Source organism: Streptomyces sp. 8K308, assembly GCF_004348315.1.
Classification (GTDB): domain Bacteria; phylum Actinomycetota; class Actinomycetes; order Streptomycetales; family Streptomycetaceae; genus Streptomyces.
On the sequence record NZ_SMKC01000133.1, the window covers coordinates 1 to 16,864 of the forward strand.

The window sequence follows — 16,864 nt, forward strand, 5'->3', positions numbered from 1 at the left end:
GGGTTACTGGGTCGGGGTTACTGGGTCGGGGCCTGGAGAACACCCGTGCGGTAGATCGTTCCCGAGCAGGAGCCCTCGAGCATGATCTGCGCCGCCTCGGGCTGTCCCGCGGCGGGCGTGTACCGCAGCACCACGCCGTCCGTGGCGCCGCCGGAGCCGCCGGTGTCGCCGCCGGTCGCGGTGCCGGGCGACTCGCCGCCGCCGGTGTCGGTCGTCGCGCCGCTGTCGGTCCCCGACGTCTCGCCGCCGCCGGTCTCGCCGCCGACCGTGCCGTCGTCCGGGGTCTCGCCACCGCTGGTCTCGCCGCCGGTCGCGGTGGAGCCATCCCCGCCGCTTTCGCTCTCGGAGCCCTGGCCGCTGGTGGCGGTCGGCTCATCAACGGCCGGCTCGTTCCGCCCGAGGTGGGGCGAGGGTCCTTCCGTCTCCTCGACCGGCTCGGCGGCCACGGCACAGCTGTCGACCGCCTGGCCGCTCGGCACCCAGGCGAACCGCACCTCGTACGCCTCGCCCGGCGGCAGCACCAGCTCCTCGTGCGTCTCGTCCGGGGTCGGCAGCCGCTCGGCCCGGTCGCCCTCGGTCCTGTCGACGACCTGGATCCCCTCGGTCGACGCCATGCCGACCGGCAACGCGGCCAGCTCGCCGTTGCCGGTGACGCGACACGGCGAGTCCGAGACGTTGACGAGCCGGATCGCCCCGTAGACCCGGCCCTCGGCGTCGGGCGACTCGGTCGTGGTGCGCGCCTGCCCGAGCTGGGTGCGGGAGCAGGTCGGCGAGGTGAGGGTCATGTCCGAGCCGTCACCTGTGGTCGCCTGACCGCTGTCGCCACCGCTCTCCAGCGGCTGCCCGCCGTCCTGGACGCCCTCGCCGGGCCGGCCGGGGCCCTCGGTGTCCCCGCCCGCCGGGTGCGAGCCGGCTCCGCCGGCGTCGCCACCGCCCTCCCGCTCCCCGCCGGTCGCGCGCTCCCCGCCGGCGTCCAGCGTGGCCTCGCCGCCGTCGCCACGCACGTGCTCGGCGGCCGACATCACGACGGGCGCGCCGATGCCGAGCAACGCGACGGACGCCGCCGCGCCGATCCACAACCGCCGCCGACGCCGCCGCATCGGCACGGCCTCCCGCAACTGCGCCAACGCGCCACTCGACGGCTCCAACCGCCCAACGGCGTCATGAAACAGCGCCCTGATCTCAGCGCCGTCGGGCTCCGCGCCGTCGGGCTCCACCCCGGCCAGCCACTCCCCGCCGGCCCCGCCGGCTGCGCCGGGAGTGGAGCCGGCCTCCTGCCGGCGCGAGGCGGGTCCGGCACCGGCCAGCGAGCCGGCGTCGTCGGAGAGACCCGCCCGCGAAGCGGACGCGGCCTGCGGCCGAACCGCCGCGTCATCCTCGGCCTCAGGCCGCGCGCGCTCGGGCCCCTTCAAGCCCTCCGGCCCGGCAGGGCCGCCGACGTCGTGCCGCCCCTCGCCGGCCTCACCCCGCGCCTGCTGAGGCCCCTTCGAACCATCCGGCCCGGCAGGGCCGTCGCGCTCGGGCCCCTTCGAGCCACTCGGCCCGGCCGGGCCGGTTGTCATCGCGCTGCCTCCATGGCGACGCGGAGTGCCGCGATGCCGCGGGAGCCGTATGCCTTGACGGAGCCGGCCGAGATGCCGAGCGTCCTGGCGACCTCGGCCTCCGTCATGTCCGCGAAGTACCGCAGCACCAGCACCTCGCGCTGCCGCCGTTGCAGGCCGCGCATCGCCTTGATCAGGTCCGCCCGCTCGAGTTGCTCGTACGCGCCCTCCTCCGCGCTTGCCATGTTCGGCAGCGGCTTGGAGAGCAGCTTGAGGCCGAGGATCCGGCGCCGCAGCGTGGAGCGCGAGAGGTTGACCACCGTCTGCCGCAGGTAGGCGAGCGTCTTCTCCGGGTCCCTGACCCGGCCGCGCGCCGAGTGCACCCGGATGAAGGCCTCCTGGACGACGTCCTCGCAGGAGGCCGTGTCGTCGAGGAGCAGCGCCGCCAGGCCGAGCAACGAGCGGTAGTGCGCCCGGTAGGTCTCGGTGAGGTAGTCGATGGTGGTGCCTTCGGCCATCGCGTCGTCCGTGGCCTCAGCGGCGGTACTGCCGGGCGCGCCGACGCCCGCCGGCGCGATCACCGGCATGCCTCCGGGCCGCGTCCCACCCCCACGCGACGAGCCTGGTCGCGGGAGACGTCGAGGGGGCGCTGCCGTGAAACCCAGGACCTCTGCCACGCCAGTTGGACACGTTCTCCCCCGCGAAGGTTGTACGTGGCTCGACATGGGCGACGTATCGACGGTTTCGCCCCCACATCGACCACCTGCCCGAAATGCCCTACCCGAAGAGCCTCTTGCGCCCCGGTGGAGGGCACTAAAAGACACTCCCCGCACCGCCGTCGGTTGCGCTCGCGGTACGGGGAGTTGAAATGGTCTCCTGCGGGCTTGTCCTGCGGCAAGCCATTCAGCCCTACGACTTGGTCACGGGAGCTTCACATCTGGCCAACATCAGCCAGATTCGATGCGAATATCCCCGCCACTACCTCAGCGACCGGTTCCGCCGTAGACCACGGCCTCGTCCGTCTCGCTGTCGAGGCCGAACGCCGAGTGCACGGCGCGCACCGCCGCCTTGACGTCGTCCTCGCGGGTCACGACGGAGATCCGGATCTCGGAGGTGGAGATCAGCTCGATGTTCACGCCCGCGTTGGACAGCGCCTCGAAGAAGGTGGCCGTGACGCCGGGGTTGGTCTTCATGCCGGCGCCGACGAGCGAGATCTTGGCGATCTGGTCGTCGTACCGCAGCGCGTCGAAGCCGATGATGTCGCGCCGCCGCTCCAGCGCCTCGATGGCCCTGCGACCCTCGTCCTTCGGCAGCGTGAAGGAGATGTCGGTCAGGCCGGTCGCGGCGGCCGACACGTTCTGCACCACCATGTCGATGTTGATCTCGGCGTCCGCGATGGCCCGGAAGATGGTCGCCGCCTCGCCCGGCTTGTCCGGCACGCCGACGACCGTGACCTTGGCCTCGGAGGTGTCGTGGGCCACGCCCGAGATGATCGCCTGCTCCATCGGTTGACCTCCAAGCGGTGCGGTGCTGACCCACGTGCCGGGCAGTCCGGAGAAGGACGACCTGACGTGGATCGGGATGTTGTAGCGGCGGGCGTACTCCACGCAGCGGTGCAGCAGGACCTTGGAGCCGGAGCTCGCCAGCTCCAGCATGTCCTCGAAGGAGATCCAGTCGATCTTGCGGGCCTTCTTGACCACGCGCGGGTCGGCGGTGAAGACGCCGTCCACGTCGGTGTAGATCTCGCACACCTCCGCCTGGAGGGCGGCGGCCAGCGCGACGGCGGTGGTGTCGGAGCCGCCGCGCCCCAGGGTGGTGATGTCCTTGCTGCTCTGCGAGACGCCTTGGAAGCCGGCGACGATCGCGATGTTGCCCGCGTCGACGGAGCTCTGGATGCGGCCGGGCGTGACGTCGATGATCCGCGCCTTGTTGTGCACGGAGTCGGTGATGACCCCGGCCTGGCTGCCGGTGAAGGACTGCGCCTCGTGGCCGAGCGCCTTGATGGCCATGGCGAGCAGCGCCATCGAGATGCGCTCGCCCGAGGTCAGCAGCATGTCCAGCTCGCGCCCCTGGGCCACCGGTGACACCTGGCCCGCGAGGTCGATCAGCTCGTCCGTCGTGTCGCCCATCGCGGACACGACAACGACAACCTGGTGACCGTTCTTTTTCGCCTCGATCACACGCTTGGCGACGCGCTTGATGCCCTCGGCATCCGCGACGGAGGAGCCACCGTACTTCTGCACGACAAGGCCCACGGGTGCTCGCCTCTCGTTTCTCTCGTTCTCCCGTGGCCGAAAAACGACCACGGCCGGACGAATTCTATCGAGCTGACCACGATGTCCGCCCGCTCAGCGACGACCCCTGCCCACGCCGGATGACCCACACACGGAAACGCGCCGGAAACGTGCCCGAACTCACATGCCGTCGATTCGCTGACGACTACTTCCTCCACGGGCAGTGTTCATGACAATATCTTCCGCCAAGCCACACCAAGCGATACCGAGCACATCACCCCCACGTTTCTCCTCTGGAGGATCCATGCGACGTGCCACGGTCTCCGCCCTCGCCGGCGCGGCCCTGTTAGCGACCCTGAGCGCGGCCCCCACCGCCCAGGCGGCCGACGAACGGTCCGTCACCTACCGCGGCTACGAGATAGCCGTGCCGGCCGACTGGCCGGTGTTCGACCTGGCACAGGACCCGACGACCTGCGTCCGCTTCGACCGCCCCGCCGTCTACCTGGGCACGCCGGGCGACCAGCGGGACTGCCCGTCCCACCTGGTCGGCAGAACCACCGCACTCACCATCGAGCCGCTGACCGCGGACGCCATGGCGGCGGCCGGGACGCCGGCCGACGGCACCGTCCGGGTGCCCGTGCCCGAGGCCGGCCTGCTGGTCTCGGCCGCCCACGGCCCGGCGGCCGGCGAGGCGGAGCTCGTCAGGGACGTCCTGGCCACCGGCCGCGTCACCGCCGACGCCGAGCCGGCGCCGATGCCCGCGCCGCCCAAGGACGCCGCGCCGCTGGCCGCCGCCGGGCCGCAGCCCGGCACCTACACCGGCCGCGGCTTCGACGCCTGCGCCGCGCCCTCCCTCTCCGCCATGAACACGTGGCGCGACAGCTCCCCGTACCAGGCGGTGGGCGTCTACATCAGCGGCGGGCTGCGCGCCTGCTCGCAGCCGAACCTCACGGCCAACTGGGTCACCAACACCACGGCCGACGGCTGGCACCTGATGCCCATCGACGTGGGCCGCCAGGCGCCGTGCACCAACTACGCGAGCCGGATGTCCACGGACCCCGCGACCGCACGCTCCCAGGGCGCGACGGCCGCGGCCAACGCGGTGACCGCGGCGCAGAACCTCGGCATCCCGGCCGGCAGCGCGATCTACAGCGACATCGAGGCGTACACGCGCGGCGGCTCCTGCACCACCGCGGTGCTCAACTACGTGCGGGGCTGGACCCAGAGCCTGCACGACCGCGGCTACCTGTCAGGCGTCTACTCGAGCGCCGCGTCCGGCATCGCCGACCTGGTGGCGGCCGTGCCCAACACCCCGGTCGAACTCCGCGTCGACCACATCTGGTTCGCGTGGTGGAACAACGTCGCCGACACCGACGGCGGCTCCTACATCCCCGACAACTACTGGAACCAGCGCCAGCGCATCCACCAGTTCCGCGGCGGCGCCACCGAGACCTACGGCAACGTCTCCATCAACATCGACCGCAACTACCTGGACGTGGTCACCCGCTAGGCCGTCCCGGCGGTCACTCCAACGGCGCCAGCGGCCCGTCCTCCCTGGCCGGCTCCAGGCAACTCGCCAGGCTGTCCACCAGGTTGCACAGGCCGGGCCGCTGCGCCAGCTCGTAGCCGGCCGGGACGCCGCCGTTCGCGGTGAGCGCCGTGTACGCGGCGACCGCGTCCGTCGGCCGGCGCTCCAGCGTCGGGTCGTCCAGCACGTCGACCGTGTAGAGCCCGAACCGTGCCCGGTACGTGCCCCACTCGTAGTTGTCCGTCAGCGACCAGTAGTTGTAGCCGATGACGTTCATGCCGTCGGCCTTCGCGCGCTGCACCCAGTAGATGGTGTCGTTGAGGTTGTCGGCCCGGGTGATCTCCGGGTCGCGCGGCGCGCCGTTGTTGGTGGGCATGCCGTTCTCGACGATGAACAGCGGCAGGTCGGGGAAGCGCCGGTGGTAGGCGCGCAGCGCGTAGTAGATGCCCTCCGGCTGGAGCCTGACGTCCCAGAACGCGCCGGAGGCGGCCGCGATCACCGAGAGGTTGTCCAGGCTGAGGCCGTAGTAGTAGTCGATGCCGACGAAGTCGAGCTTGTCCGCGAACTGTTCGAGGAAGAACAGGTCGGTCGCGCCGTTGAAGCCGCTGATGAACGCCTGGTTGCTGGTGACCTTGGCGTCCTCGTCGATCGCGTGGATCAGGTCGTAGGCGCGCCGGTGCGCGTCGACGACGTTGGCCCGCGCGGCCGGCAGCTCCCACCACTCCAGCGCGCCCACGGTCATCTCGTGGCCGAGCAGCACCAGCGGCTCGTTGAAGGTCACCCACAGCGCGCCACTGTCCTGGTACCGCTCGACGATCCGCTCGCTGTAGGCGAGGAAGTCGTCGACGGTCTCGGCCGCCGCCCAGCTGCCCTGGTCGGTCACCCAGCCGGGCTCGGTGAAGTGGTTGAGCGTGATCATCGGCGTCATGCCGGCGTCGAGTACGTGCGCGACGACGTCGTCGTAGTACGCCAGCTCCGCCTCGTCCCACACCCCGGGCGCGGGCTGCACCCGCGCCCACTCGACGCCGAACCGGAAGGTGTTCACGCCCATGTCGGCGGCGAGTCGGATGTCCTCGGCGTACCGGTGCCGGAAGTCCACGGCGTCCCGGTACGGGTCGACGCCGTCGCTGCCGGCGTTCTCCGTGACCCACCGCTGCCAGTTGCTGTCCGGGGCGTCCCCCTCTACCTGGTAGCCCGAGGTCGCCACTCCCCAGTAGAACGACCGCGACCAGCCGTCGTCCTCGTTCTCGTCCACGTCCACGGCACCGGCCCCCGGCGCCGCCGTCAGCACGATGCCCAGGGCGGCGAGCACCACGGCGGGCCGGTGGAAGCGAGCTCGCACCACGACCACTCCCTCAAGTTGACGCGCCAGTAAGTTACTTCACCGTATCCACGGGCGCGACGACTGTCAGGGGCCGATTCAGGCCGGAGACGGCATGAGCCGTGCGAGACACCTCAACGGTACCCTTGGGGTACGATGCGAGGGTGACCGCTTCACTGGAGGACCTGCCGTTCACCGAGTTCATTCAGCGGCCCACAGCCGCCACGGGCCGGCTGGCCTCGGTCCGCGCCCTGCGGCTGCGCCGGCGGGACGCGGAGGATCTCGTCGTCATGCCTGCCGAGCGAGCGGAACGCGAAGGTGAGGTCATCGACCTCACCGCCCGTCTGCTGGTCTCGTTGCTCCGCCAGGAGGGCGGCCCCGCCCTGGTACAGGCAGTGCTCCCGGACGTGCTCCCCTGGGTCCGCTTCCTTCCGCCCGAGGACATCGGCATACTCGCGACGGAGCTCACCGAAACGGTCGCGGCCTCGGCCTCTCTCGGCATCACGGCCCCCATCGCCCAACTTCTGATCGAGTGGAAGCACACGGCGGAGGTGCACGCCGATCCCGAGCTGCACGCCCGCCTCACCCGACCGGCAGGCGAGGACTACGGCCCCGCCCTACCGCCCGACGGTGGTGACGAGTGACGCCCAAGCGTGGCGAACGTGCCGCCCCGCCACCACTGCCCGACGAGTACGACCTTCGCTTCGACGACGCCGAGAGCGCGAAGGGCTGGGAAGAGCTCGCCCGCGCCGCGCCCGGCAATCTCAGGAAGGCGTTCGACGATCCGCGCACAGCCCCGTCCCCTTCGGCCGACAGAGCGGCATCACCGCCTGCACGGCTCGCTGGCCCGGGCGCGTCGTCGGGGAGACGTCCTGGAACAGTGGCAGTACGAGGTCAGCGGGTGGCCGAATCTGGTACCTCGTCGACGACGCGGCCCGCACCGTCTGGATCACCTATGCCGGTACCCGACACCCCCGTGCTACGGATCGCTGACCTCCCGCTCAGCACTCCTCCGCCTCCAGCCAGAAGCCGGTGCGGGTCAGCCAGTGGTCGAGCAGCGCCGCGTCGCTCGTGGTCTCGACGTTCGGGGTGGGGCGGCGGTAGACGGAGAGCAGGAGTTCGGTGAGCGGGCCGCGCACGGTGACGGCCGCCGGTGCTGTCGCGCGGCTCCAGGCGGGGCGGTCGCCCGTCAGGTCCACCCGCCAGGCGGCGTCCGCGTCGGTCGCCTGGAAGAGCAGGGTGCGCCCGGGGCCGAGCAGCGCGGACGCGCCGGGCCCGGGCTCGTACGCCTCGGACACCCCGGCGAACGTCATCCACTCGTCGAGCCCGTCCGCCGCGACCGCGTCCTCGACGGCGAACGGCCGGCCGGTGGCCAGGGCCGCGTCGCAGCGGTGCAGAACGGTCTCGAACGTCATCCGGCGCCCCCAGAACCGCGCTGAGTCCTCGCCCTCCGCCGGTGTCCACACCCTGGCCTCCGGGCCGACCTCGCGCAGCGCGCCGCCAGCCGTTCGGCGCCGGCGGCCAACCAGCCGTCCAGCGCGGCCAGGTCCTCGGTGACGCCTGAGCCGACCTTGTTCACCTGCTCGTCCCACACCTCGGCGCCCCCGGCGCGCAGGCACCGCTCGGCCCACCGGTGGGTGCCACCCACGTGCCGCACCAACTGCCCCAGGTTCCACTCGGGACAGCTGGGCACCCGTGCCCGGGCGTCGCCGCCCCGCACGGTCTCGCGCAGCGACTCCGTCTGTCTGACGATCTCTTCGGCGTAGTCGTCCACCACGGCCTCAGCTTCGCACCGGGCCCGCGCCAGCGTCACCGCCCGGTGGCCCCACCCCGCGACGGGCCTTCGCTTCGCACCACGCCGTCGGCGCGGGAAACGCCTCTCCCCGCGCCGGCGTCACGCGCTCCAGCCGGGTCCAGCCCGTCCAGCCCCGCCGCCGCAGCAGCTCGATCAGCCGGCGGGCCGACGGCACGGTGTCGAACGCCAGGGTGTCCATCAGCCTGACGAGCGGCGGCTCGATGTCGGTGTCGTCGACGTACTCCTCACCCCGCTCGTCGGCCATCCGCGTGAGGTAGGCGGCCACCCGGTCGGCCAACTCGACCAGCCGGGGGTCGTCGTCGCTCCGGTCGAGCGCCTGGCCCAGCGTGCGGTAGAAGTCGACGAACTCCGGGTCGGCCATCCGCTCCCGCTTGCGCGCCACCCACTCCGGGACGCGCCCGGGCGAGCGCGCGGCCAGCGGGATCCAGCCGTCGCGTTCGGCCCTGACGATCCGCTCGTCTATCCCGAGCGCCCGCAGCCGGTCGAGGAGTTCGACCACCTCGGGCGGCAGCGCCAGGCCGTCCCCGGCGGTGAGCCTGGCGATCCGCGCGCGGTGGAGCCGCCGTTCCCTGATCTCGGCCCGCAGCCGCGCGTCGATCTCCGCGACGGCCGCCGCGAACTCCGCCTCGTCGGCCCGCAGCAGTTCCCGCACGCGCGCCAGCGGCACCCCGGCCTCGGCGAGGGTCCGGATCCTGATCAGCTCCACGACGGCGTCGGCGCCGTACCGCCGGTAGCCGGAGTGGTCACGCTCCGGCTCCGGCAGCAGCCCCGTGGCGTGGTAGTGCCGCACCGCGCGCACCGTCACCCCGGCGTACGACGCCAGCTCGCCGATGGTCAGCATCGGTCCAGTGTGCGCCGGACGATCCGGGCGATCTCCGGGGCGTGGGTGAAGACCAGCCGGTGGTCGGCGTCGAGCCAGTGCGTGGTGACGTCCGGCCGCTCACGGACGAGCCGTTCGACGCCGGCCCGCCAGAGCCGGTTGTGCCGAGGCGCGCGCCCCTCGCCGCTGTCGCCGGCGATCGCGGTCGACATGATCAGGGTGATGGGGTGGTCGACCTTCCGGTACCGGTCGAGGATCCCGGACCGGACGACGTCGATCTCGACGCCCAGGTCGAAGATCTCCTCGGCGGTGAGCGTCCCCGTGGCCTGTTCCTCCGCGAGCTCGCGGAACCACGCCAGGTCGATGTCGGCGAGGAACGGCTCGGGCAGCGGGTTGGCCCCGTCGACGAGGACGAGCTCGGCGACGGCGTCGGGGTGCTCGGCGGCGTGGTGCACGGCGAGGTCCGCGCCCAGCGAGTAGCCGACGAGCACGGGCGGCTCGGGGAGTGCGAGCTCCGCGAGCACCGCGCCGAGGTCGCCGAGGAACGCGGCGAAGGTGTACCGGTCGGCGGTCGAGGCGAGCCCGTGGCCGCGCAGGTCGAAGGTGATCACGTCGTGGTCGCGCCGCAGCAGCTCGGCCAGCTCCGCCAGGTCGGCCTGGGTCGAGCTCAGCCCGGGGACCAGCACCAGCGGCCTGCCTCGGCCACCGCGCGTCACCGGGATCGTCACCCCGTCGTGGTGAACGGTGAGGGTGCTGGTCGTCGGCTCTGTCGTCGTCATGCCGGCCATGCTCGAAGGTTGCCCCTGCGTCAGGGTCAAGCGCCGAGCCTGGCGTAGTCGCCGAGGGCCGGCTCCAGCAGGTCGAACACCCGCGCCGCCTCGGGGGCGACCGCGGCGGCGATCCGGTCGTTGTCCTGCCCGGCCAGCGTCAACTCCTGGATGCGCTGGAACAACACCCGGTGCGCGGCCCCGAGTTGGGCGGCGACGGCGCGGGGCGTGATGTCGTCGTCGGCGGCGCCGGTGGCCGCCGCGAGGGCCTCCGCCAGCGCGTGCTCCCGCTGGTCGTGCAGTTCGCGCAGCCGGGTGGTGAGGGTCGGGCTCTCGGCGACCATGCGGGAGAACTCGGGACCGCTGAAGCCGGCCACCGGGTCACGCTCCTCGACGGCGGTCAGGAACGTCCGCCGCAGCGCGCCGAGCGCGGACTCCCCCGCCGCGCGGCCCGCCACAGCGTCGGCCAGGCTGGCGACGAACGCCTCCTGGTGGTCGAGCGCCAGGTCCTCCTTGCGCGCGAAGTAGTTGGTGACCGTCTTCTTGGCGACCCGGGCCGCGACGGCGATCTCCGCGATGGTCGTCTGCTCGAAGCCCTGCTCGAGGAAGAGCCGGGTCGCGCGGTCGGAGATCAGCTGCCGCGTCTCGCGCTTCTTGGACTCCCTGAGTCCCGTCGTCTCGTCCACCACGGGGGGGATCTTACCCTCGACGTAAATTTACGTTGACACCGCGATGCACCCGGCCTAAAGTTACGACCGTCGTAAATTTTTCCCGAGAGGATCCCTCTTGCAGATCACCGCGTCAACCGTGTCGCTCACCGTCGACGACGTGGCCGCGTCCCAGGCGTTCTTCACCACCCACCTCGGCTACCGCGAGCAGGCCGCCGCCGACGGGTTCGCCTCGCTGACCCGCGACGACGCGGCCTGCGACGTCGTCCTGCTGCGGCGCGGCATCGACGTCCTCCCCGCCGACCAGCGCGACCAGCGCGCCGCCGGCCTCATCCTGGCGTTCACCGTCGACGGCGGCCTGGAGGACGAGGAGCGGCGGCTGAAGGACGAGGGCGTCGCCATCACCATGCCGCTCCGCGAGGAGCCGTGGGGCGAGCGGCTGTTCCAGATCACCGACCCCAACGGCGTCGTCGTCCAGTTCGTCGAGTGGGCCGAGCCCGCCGCCGGTTAGCCCGGCGGCGGCGTCAGCAGCGTTGCCCGCAACTCCTTGTCCCTGAGCAGGCGGAGCGTCCCGGGTGATTCCCGCAGCAGCAACTCCGCGTCCGGATGCACCGCCTGCCGCAGCATCGCCTGTGCCACGACGGCGAAGGGCTGTTCACGGATCGTCGCGGCCACGGCCGCCATCCCGTCCTTGTCGGCGACGTCACGGCACGACCGCCAGCAGGACAGCAGCCCCGCCATCGTGCGTCTGGCCAAGGCGCGCGCCTCGGGCAACCGGCGAACGTTGAGCTTGAGGATGTCGATGGTCGACTCCCCCTTGGGCGTCAGCGCCAGATATCTGCCATCGGCCAGCTGAAGGTGTAGGTGGTCGAACGGATCCTCGGTGGTGGGGTCGATGAGCCCGGGAAAGACGTCGCCCTTGCGGCGGTTGCACTCGGCACAGACGAGGAGGTGGTTGTCCCAGTCGAACGTGCGGAGGGGGAACCGGCTCTTGGGCCGGAAGTGGTCGATGTCGCTCCCCAGATGATTGCCGCAGAACATGCAGCTGTCGATGCCGGCGGCCATCTCCGATAACGCGTCCCTGACCGGGACCCGGACCTGGCGCAGCAGTTCGCCGCGCCGACACCGCTCCCACAGTTCGACGCACGCTTCTGGGAGGCGTCTCCCTGGGTTCCGATGTCGGTCGTCAGTTCGGACATGCGACGCAGCGCGTGCTCCGGCAGGGGCACGCGCTGGATCCGGATCACGAATCGCGCTCCCTGGACAGCTCCAACCGCCGCAACATCTCGTCCACCCGGGCCACCTGGGAACTGGAAAGCCGGTCGCGCAACTCGGCGAACCGCCGCCGCTGCGCCTCATCCGCCTGACCGGTGACGACCGCGAGCTCCAACTCGGCAAGCTCCGAGCGCATTTCCTCGGCCCCGGCGGAATAGGGGCTGTCCACGCCGAACAACTCGGAAACCACCGCGTCGTCACCGGAGCCGTACACCACTCGGCCGAACAGTTCGTCATCGACGACGCACGGCGCCTCCTGATCGAACGGCCCTGGGAGCCGGATCAGCCCGTTGGGGTCGGCGGCCTGGCAGATGTAGGGACTGTGGGTCGTGACAATGAACTGAATCGCCGGAAAGTGTGTCTTGAGCCAGCGCCCGATCCGCCGCTGCCAGGAGACGTGCAGGTGCGCGTCGATCTCATCGATCAGCACCACACCGGGCTTGGGAAGCACGGGCACACCGTCGCGCTCTTCCAGGTCAAGGGAGCCGTAGGCGCTCTGCATGTGCCGCATGATGTCGAGGACCAGAGCGACCACGGCCCGGAAACCATCGCTCATGCGGCGCAATGGAAACTCGTCTTCGCTGTGGATCACCCACAGCCCCTTCGTGCTGACTCGGGACACCCGGCACCCGTCGGGCAGCAGCCCGTTACTCAGCAGCCGAAGGGCGCTCTCCAGCAGCTCGGCGGCTTCTCGTTCGCCGTCCAACCGCTCGTAGTGCTCCTTGATGAGCTGTTCCACGGGCTCGGTCAGGGCCGCGTCCTCGTGGAAGAGCGTCCGCACTGCTGTGAGCCGGTTGGCCAACCCCGGTGTGTACTCACCACCGGTCAGGCGACGGAAAGGACCATAGGCAGCGTAGAACCAACCGGGCTTGGGGGAACGTTCCGACAGCGGCTCCAGCTCACCCGGCTGGAGAGACATCACGTGGAACTCCGAGGTCCGATGCCATACCAGGACGGCGTCTTGCCGCCCCGAGCCGATCGCCCCGATGTCATGCGTCAGGTCAGGCAACACGCCGACGCTCGCGCTCCCACTGTCCTGGCCGGGTGACAGCCAGTCGTTCAGCTCTTCGTCGAGCTGATCAGCCCGATTGATTCCGCCCAGTGCCAGGACGATCGCGCGCAGCAACGTGGTCTTGCCAGAACCGTTACGGCCCGCCAACACCGTCCATCCCGCATAACTGCCGTCCGGGCGTGCGAAGTCGAGATCCACGACTCGCGGACCGTAGAACCCCCTGACCCCTTTCAGTCGTAGGTGCGTGAGGTACATCAGCGCATCGTGTCGAGGAAGGCTGTGAAGGAAGTGGGCGGGAAAGCGAGGTGCGGACCGGCCGGCACGGCCTTCGAGTCACGCACGTGCACGACGGCGGGGGCAGTGGCCACCTCGACGCAGGCGTTGCCCTGTGTGTCGCTGTACGTCGACTTCCGCCAGGACAGGGCCACTTCGACGCAGTCATTGCCCTGGGTGTCGCTGTAGCTGGACTTGAACCAGGCCAGTTCGTCGCTCATAGCTCATCAACCAATCGCTGGATGAAACGAAGAGACTCCTCCGCGCTCAGAGCCTGCATGCGGATCATCCCATAGCGCTGGGTCAGCAGACTGATCTCGTCGGGATCGGACGTGAACTGGCTGTGCGACTGCCCGTCCTCCTGGGCGAAGTGCTCGTGGTTGGTGGTCTCCACCAGCACCATTGGGCCATCGAGCCCAGGATGGGCGCCCCGGTCGAACGGCAACACCTGGATGGTGACATTGCGCAACTCGGCCAGCTTCAGCAGATGGAGCAGCTGCTCCTTGTGGACCTGCGTGCCACCCACCGGACAGCGCAGCCCGGCCTCATAGATCACGAAGCAGCACTCCACCAGCGGCCTCCGGGTCAGCACCTGCTGCCGTGCCAGCCGGAACGTAACCCATTCCTCGATCGTCTCGTCGTCCAGCGGCGGGCGTTGCGCGTTGAGCAGCGCTCGCACGGTCGCCTCCGTCTGCAACAGGCCCGGGATCAACAGCGGCTGGTACGAGTTCAGCGCGATCGCGTCGCCCTCGCACTGGAAGAAGTTCCTCGACCGCTCCGGGATCTTCTTCTCCTGGTTCAGGTAGGAGAGCCCCGCCACCAGCTTCCCCCGCGCTCCGCACATCTCGTCGGCGACCTCGGCGAGGCGCGGCGGCACCGGGCGGCGGCCCTGCTCGACGGACTTGACCGTGTCGACCGAGTACCGCGCCGCCTCGGCGATGTCCTCGCGACGGATCTGCGCGCCGGCTCGCCACAGCTGGAACTGCTGGCCGAAGTACCGGTGCACCACGGGGAGTTGAGGTTCCTTCGCCATCACGTCGTCTCCTCAGTGAGCCAGTACGCACACTGCGTACCCGATCCGTCACTGGGCGGAGTATGGCGCGTTCGGCCACCGTCTTCGCCATGAACGACGAAACTTCCGCCCTTTCGTGGGCGGTGGCCGCCGGGGCGGCCGGTGAAGAGGTCATCGACCGCTGGCGGTGGAACCGCGCGATCGAGGTACCGATCGGAGGGCTGTGGGAGGCCGTGCGGCTGACGCGTGACCTCGGGGAGGCGACGTTGCACCGGCTGCGGCGGGCCAAGGAGCCGGTCGGCCTGGTGCTCGAGGTGCCGTTGCGCGGGGCCGTGGAGTTCCTGGTGCCGCGCGGCACGGCCGCCAGTTGGCCGACGATCGGCGGGACCGTGGCCGTCGCCGACGGCACGATGCGGTGGCCCGCGCCGGGGGCCAGCGCGGCCAACGGCCGGCGCGCGATCTGCGGCCGCCGCTGGCTGGTCGCGCCGGCCGCCGTCGCGAGCGTGGTCACGGACGCCGACGCGCTCTGCGAGGCCGTCGCGGCGACCATCGCCCACGAGCGGTTCGCGCGGTCGCGGGCCGGGGACCACAGCGCCTGAGTTCCGGCGTACCGCCGGGCGTCACTCCTCCGCGTCGCGGACCAAAAGTGCGATCTGCACACGGTTCTCGACCGCCAGCTTGGCGAACAGGTTGCCCGTGTGCGCCTTGACGGTCGCGACGCTGATGTTCAGCCGCTCGGCGATCTCCGGGTTGCCGAGACCGCCCGCGATGGCCCGAGCGGTTTCGCGTTCCCGTTCGCTCAGCGTGGCACGACGCCGCCGCGCGGCCTGGCGGGACGCGTCGCGGGCGTCCCGGGATCCGGGCCCGGTTGCCGCGGCGATCACCCGTGCCATGGCTGCCGGAGACAGCGCGGGACTCCCCTCCGCGACCGTCCGCACCGCGTCGACGATCCGCGGCGGCGGGGTGTCCTTGAGGACGAACCCGAGCGCTCCGGCGCGCAGCGCGCCGAGTACCAGGTCGTCGGAGTCGAACGTGGTCAGCACGAGCACCCGCGGCGGCGCCGGTCGGGTGAGGATCTCCCGGGTCGCGCTGAGACCGTCACGGCCGGACATCCGCACGTCCATCAGCACGACGTCCGGACGTCGCTCGTCCACCACGCCGATCGCGGCATCTCCGTCTGCCGCCTCCGCGACGACGGTCAGGTCGGTTCGCTCTCGATGACGAGGCGCAGCGCCATGCGCACCAACTGGTCGTCGTCGACGACGACGACGCGCACCGGCTCGCTCTCGCTGGCCACTCACGCTCTCCTTCGTCGGTGTGCTACGGCCAGGGCAGGCATGCGGTGAGGACGTACCCGTCGTCCGGCGTCGGGTGATGGTCGAGTTCTCCGCCGGCGAGGGCGATCCGTTCGGCGACGCCGAGCAGGCCGAACCCCGATGACGGCGGTCGCGCGCGTCCCGCGGTGGCCGGGGAGTTACGGACGACATCGCGACCGTGTGCGGCCCGGCGCGTCGTAGCAGCGGCCGATGCGCCTTCGACCCGAGTCGAACCGCCGCCTTGACCTGGGTCGAAGGCGGTTCGAGCCACCGGCCGATGTGCCGGCCGGGGCCCGGTGGACAGACTCGAATCCGCGCCTGGCGTTCCTTTCGACCGCTGCCCAGCTCGCCGGCGACGCCGAACGGCCGGCCGAGCCGCCGGAGTTGCCCCGGGGTGCTGATGTCCCACAGCTGCACCTGCCCCTCGAGGCCGAGGCTGGCGAGGAGTCCGTCGTCGGCTGGGCTGGTCGCCAGTCCTGACACGCCGTCCCGGTGACCGGCCGCGACCTCGCCGGCGGCTTCGGGACTGGCGGGGTCGGTCACGTCCCACAGGCGCAGCGTGCCGTCCAGGCTGCCGGTGATCAGCGTCCTGCCGTCCCGGCTGAACGCCAGCTCGCTGATGCCGTCCTCGTCGACCGCCCGTATCTCTCCGAGTGGGCCGTCCGGCGCGGCCGTGCCGCCGATCCGCCACAGGTACGCGGTCGATTCCTCGCCGGTGCCGACGACCACGGCGATGGTGCGCGAGTCGGGGGAAAAGGCGACCGAGCCGGGCGCCCGGTGGCGGCGCCGAGCGCGGTGACGGTCAACAGGGTGAGGACAGTGGTGAGCCCGCGCCGGAGGCGGGTGCCTCGGCCCACTGCCGGAACTGCGGCTGCTCGTCGTCCGACATCGGCACGGTCACCCCCCGTCATGCCATGGTGCCAGCGGTCCGCCCACCGGACCAGAGGCCGACGCGTGCAGGCCACCGGGGTGATGAACCGGGGTGATGAACCGGGGTGATGAACCGGGGTGATGAACCGGGGTGATGAACCGGCGGGCGTTCGCGCGCGGGCTCCGCCCGGTGGTGGGTGGTGCTGTCCCCACCACGGATGTGGGCGTGGAACCCCGCTGACTGGGGTGTGGGACACCCTGCGTCGGGTCCGTGCGGCGGCGGATGCTGAGGGGGCGTCTGAGACTCACGTCGATAGAACAGGACAGCAAACATGCGCTCCTTCCTGGTTGCCACGGCCTGCGCGACACTGCTGCTCGCCGGCACCCCCGCGGCGTTGGTGGGAAGGGGGG

General features: G+C 71.2%; 17 protein-coding genes and 2 pseudogenes. 4 read left to right on the plus strand and 15 right to left on the minus strand.

The window, feature by feature from the left end:
• Positions 1-17: 17 nt before the first annotated feature.
• From E1265_RS37140 to E1265_RS19035, 3 genes are all read right to left on the minus strand, one after another.
• Entirely contained in the window at positions 18-1,562 is a 1,545-nt protein-coding gene (locus E1265_RS37140) for a hypothetical protein (protein ID WP_165953798.1), read from the minus strand.
• Positions 1,559-2,128, minus strand: a complete 570-nt coding sequence (locus E1265_RS19030; protein WP_243740938.1) for a SigE family RNA polymerase sigma factor — start codon at positions 2,126-2,128, stop codon at positions 1,559-1,561. The genes E1265_RS37140 and E1265_RS19030 overlap by 4 nt, the downstream gene beginning before the upstream one ends.
• Before the next feature lie 396 nt (positions 2,129-2,524).
• Positions 2,525-3,796 carry an aspartate kinase gene (locus tag E1265_RS19035; protein ID WP_132931548.1) on the minus strand — a complete coding sequence of 424 codons (1,272 nt, stop codon included), beginning with the start codon at positions 3,794-3,796 and terminating at the stop codon, positions 2,525-2,527.
• 283 nt (positions 3,797-4,079) lie between these two features.
• Here E1265_RS19035 and E1265_RS19040 point away from each other — a divergent pair, with 283 nt between their 5' ends.
• A complete protein-coding gene (locus E1265_RS19040) occupies positions 4,080-5,285 on the plus strand; it encodes a DUF1906 domain-containing protein (protein WP_132931550.1) in 1,206 nt (401 codons plus the stop codon).
• A 13-nt stretch (positions 5,286-5,298) separates the two neighbouring features.
• Here E1265_RS19040 and E1265_RS19045 read toward each other — a convergent pair whose 3' ends face one another.
• The gene (locus E1265_RS19045; RefSeq protein ID WP_207931137.1) at positions 5,299-6,648 is read right to left on the minus strand and encodes a family 1 glycosylhydrolase; all 1,350 of its coding nucleotides are present in this window, start codon (positions 6,646-6,648) and stop codon (positions 5,299-5,301) included.
• A 140-nt stretch (positions 6,649-6,788) separates the two neighbouring features.
• On the opposite strand from E1265_RS19045, the gene E1265_RS19050 reads away from it, so the two are divergent.
• Positions 6,789-7,268: a hypothetical protein gene (locus tag E1265_RS19050; protein WP_132931552.1), complete on the plus strand. Its 480-nt coding sequence runs from the start codon at positions 6,789-6,791 to the stop codon at positions 7,266-7,268.
• Between the two features lie 357 nt (positions 7,269-7,625).
• On the opposite strand, the gene E1265_RS40750 is transcribed toward E1265_RS19050, so the two are convergent.
• From E1265_RS40750 to E1265_RS19075, 5 genes are read right to left on the minus strand one after another with little or no spacing between them, the layout of a single operon-like run.
• On the minus strand, positions 7,626-8,039 hold the full coding sequence (locus tag E1265_RS40750) for a hypothetical protein (RefSeq protein WP_347877219.1): 414 nt from the start codon (positions 8,037-8,039) through the stop codon (positions 7,626-7,628).
• Positions 8,036-8,401 (minus strand): maleylpyruvate isomerase N-terminal domain-containing protein, encoded by a 366-nt coding sequence (locus tag E1265_RS40755; protein WP_347877220.1) that lies wholly within the window; start codon positions 8,399-8,401, stop codon positions 8,036-8,038. Before E1265_RS40755 ends, E1265_RS40750 begins: the two co-directional genes overlap by 4 nt.
• 4 nt (positions 8,402-8,405) lie before the next feature.
• Positions 8,406-9,281: a MerR family transcriptional regulator gene (locus tag E1265_RS19065; RefSeq protein ID WP_132931555.1), complete on the minus strand. Its 876-nt coding sequence runs from the start codon at positions 9,279-9,281 to the stop codon at positions 8,406-8,408.
• Positions 9,275-10,039 carry an alpha/beta fold hydrolase gene (locus E1265_RS19070; protein ID WP_207931138.1) on the minus strand — a complete coding sequence of 255 codons (765 nt, stop codon included), beginning with the start codon at positions 10,037-10,039 and terminating at the stop codon, positions 9,275-9,277. Before E1265_RS19070 ends, E1265_RS19065 begins: the two co-directional genes overlap by 7 nt.
• Before the next feature lie 35 nt (positions 10,040-10,074).
• On the minus strand, positions 10,075-10,716 hold the full coding sequence (locus tag E1265_RS19075) for a TetR/AcrR family transcriptional regulator (protein ID WP_132931559.1): 642 nt from the start codon (positions 10,714-10,716) through the stop codon (positions 10,075-10,077).
• Positions 10,717-10,813: 97 nt separating this feature from the next.
• Here E1265_RS19075 and E1265_RS19080 point away from each other — a divergent pair, with 97 nt between their 5' ends.
• A complete protein-coding gene (locus E1265_RS19080) occupies positions 10,814-11,206 on the plus strand; it encodes a VOC family protein (protein ID WP_132931561.1) in 393 nt (130 codons plus the stop codon).
• Here the strand turns inward: E1265_RS19080 and E1265_RS19085 are convergent.
• The 4 genes from E1265_RS19085 to E1265_RS19100 form a co-directional block, all read right to left on the minus strand.
• On the minus strand, positions 11,203-11,760 hold the full coding sequence (locus E1265_RS19085; RefSeq protein ID WP_165953799.1) for an HNH endonuclease: 558 nt from the start codon (positions 11,758-11,760) through the stop codon (positions 11,203-11,205). The genes E1265_RS19080 and E1265_RS19085 overlap by 4 nt on opposite strands.
• 178 nt (positions 11,761-11,938) lie before the next feature.
• Positions 11,939-13,237, minus strand: coding sequence for an ATP-binding protein (locus tag E1265_RS19090; protein ID WP_132931565.1), 1,299 nt, complete (start codon positions 13,235-13,237; stop codon positions 11,939-11,941).
• Positions 13,237-13,476, minus strand: a complete 240-nt coding sequence (locus tag E1265_RS19095) for a DUF397 domain-containing protein (RefSeq protein WP_132931567.1) — start codon at positions 13,474-13,476, stop codon at positions 13,237-13,239. The genes E1265_RS19090 and E1265_RS19095 overlap by 1 nt, the downstream gene beginning before the upstream one ends.
• Positions 13,473-14,288, minus strand: a complete 816-nt coding sequence (locus E1265_RS19100) for a helix-turn-helix transcriptional regulator (RefSeq protein ID WP_132931569.1) — start codon at positions 14,286-14,288, stop codon at positions 13,473-13,475. The genes E1265_RS19095 and E1265_RS19100 overlap by 4 nt, the downstream gene beginning before the upstream one ends.
• Positions 14,289-14,377: 89 nt before the next feature.
• On the opposite strand from E1265_RS19100, the gene E1265_RS19105 reads away from it, so the two are divergent.
• The gene (locus E1265_RS19105; protein WP_132931571.1) at positions 14,378-14,866 is read left to right on the plus strand and encodes a hypothetical protein; all 489 of its coding nucleotides are present in this window, start codon (positions 14,378-14,380) and stop codon (positions 14,864-14,866) included.
• Positions 14,867-14,887: 21 nt separating this feature from the next.
• Here the strand turns inward: E1265_RS19105 and E1265_RS19110 are convergent.
• Positions 14,888-15,564, minus strand: a pseudogene (locus E1265_RS19110) (response regulator transcription factor).
• A gap of 23 nt (positions 15,565-15,587) precedes the next feature.
• Positions 15,588-15,749: pseudogene (locus E1265_RS39315) on the minus strand (sensor histidine kinase); the annotation flags it as partial.
• Positions 15,750-16,864 lie beyond the last annotated feature (1,115 nt).

Coding starts and splice junctions, on each gene's coding strand:
- E1265_RS37140 (WP_165953798.1), bottom strand. CDS start 1,562: ATGACAACCGGCCCGGCCGGGCCGAGTGGCTCGAAGGGGCCCGAGCGC.
- E1265_RS19030 (WP_243740938.1), bottom strand. CDS start 2,128: ATGCCGGTGATCGCGCCGGCGGGCGTCGGCGCGCCCGGCAGTACCGCC.
- E1265_RS19040 (WP_132931550.1), top strand. CDS start 4,080: ATGCGACGTGCCACGGTCTCCGCCCTCGCCGGCGCGGCCCTGTTAGCG.
- E1265_RS40750 (WP_347877219.1), bottom strand. CDS start 8,039: ATGACGTTCGAGACCGTTCTGCACCGCTGCGACGCGGCCCTGGCCACC.
- E1265_RS19065 (WP_132931555.1), bottom strand. CDS start 9,281: ATGCTGACCATCGGCGAGCTGGCGTCGTACGCCGGGGTGACGGTGCGC.
- E1265_RS19070 (WP_207931138.1), bottom strand. CDS start 10,039: ATGACGACGACAGAGCCGACGACCAGCACCCTCACCGTTCACCACGAC.
- E1265_RS19085 (WP_165953799.1), bottom strand. CDS start 11,760: ATGGCCGCCGGCATCGACAGCTGCATGTTCTGCGGCAATCATCTGGGG.
- E1265_RS19090 (WP_132931565.1), bottom strand. CDS start 13,237: ATGTACCTCACGCACCTACGACTGAAAGGGGTCAGGGGGTTCTACGGT.
- E1265_RS19095 (WP_132931567.1), bottom strand. CDS start 13,476: ATGAGCGACGAACTGGCCTGGTTCAAGTCCAGCTACAGCGACACCCAG.
- E1265_RS19100 (WP_132931569.1), bottom strand. CDS start 14,288: ATGGCGAAGGAACCTCAACTCCCCGTGGTGCACCGGTACTTCGGCCAG.
- E1265_RS19105 (WP_132931571.1), top strand. CDS start 14,378: ATGAACGACGAAACTTCCGCCCTTTCGTGGGCGGTGGCCGCCGGGGCG.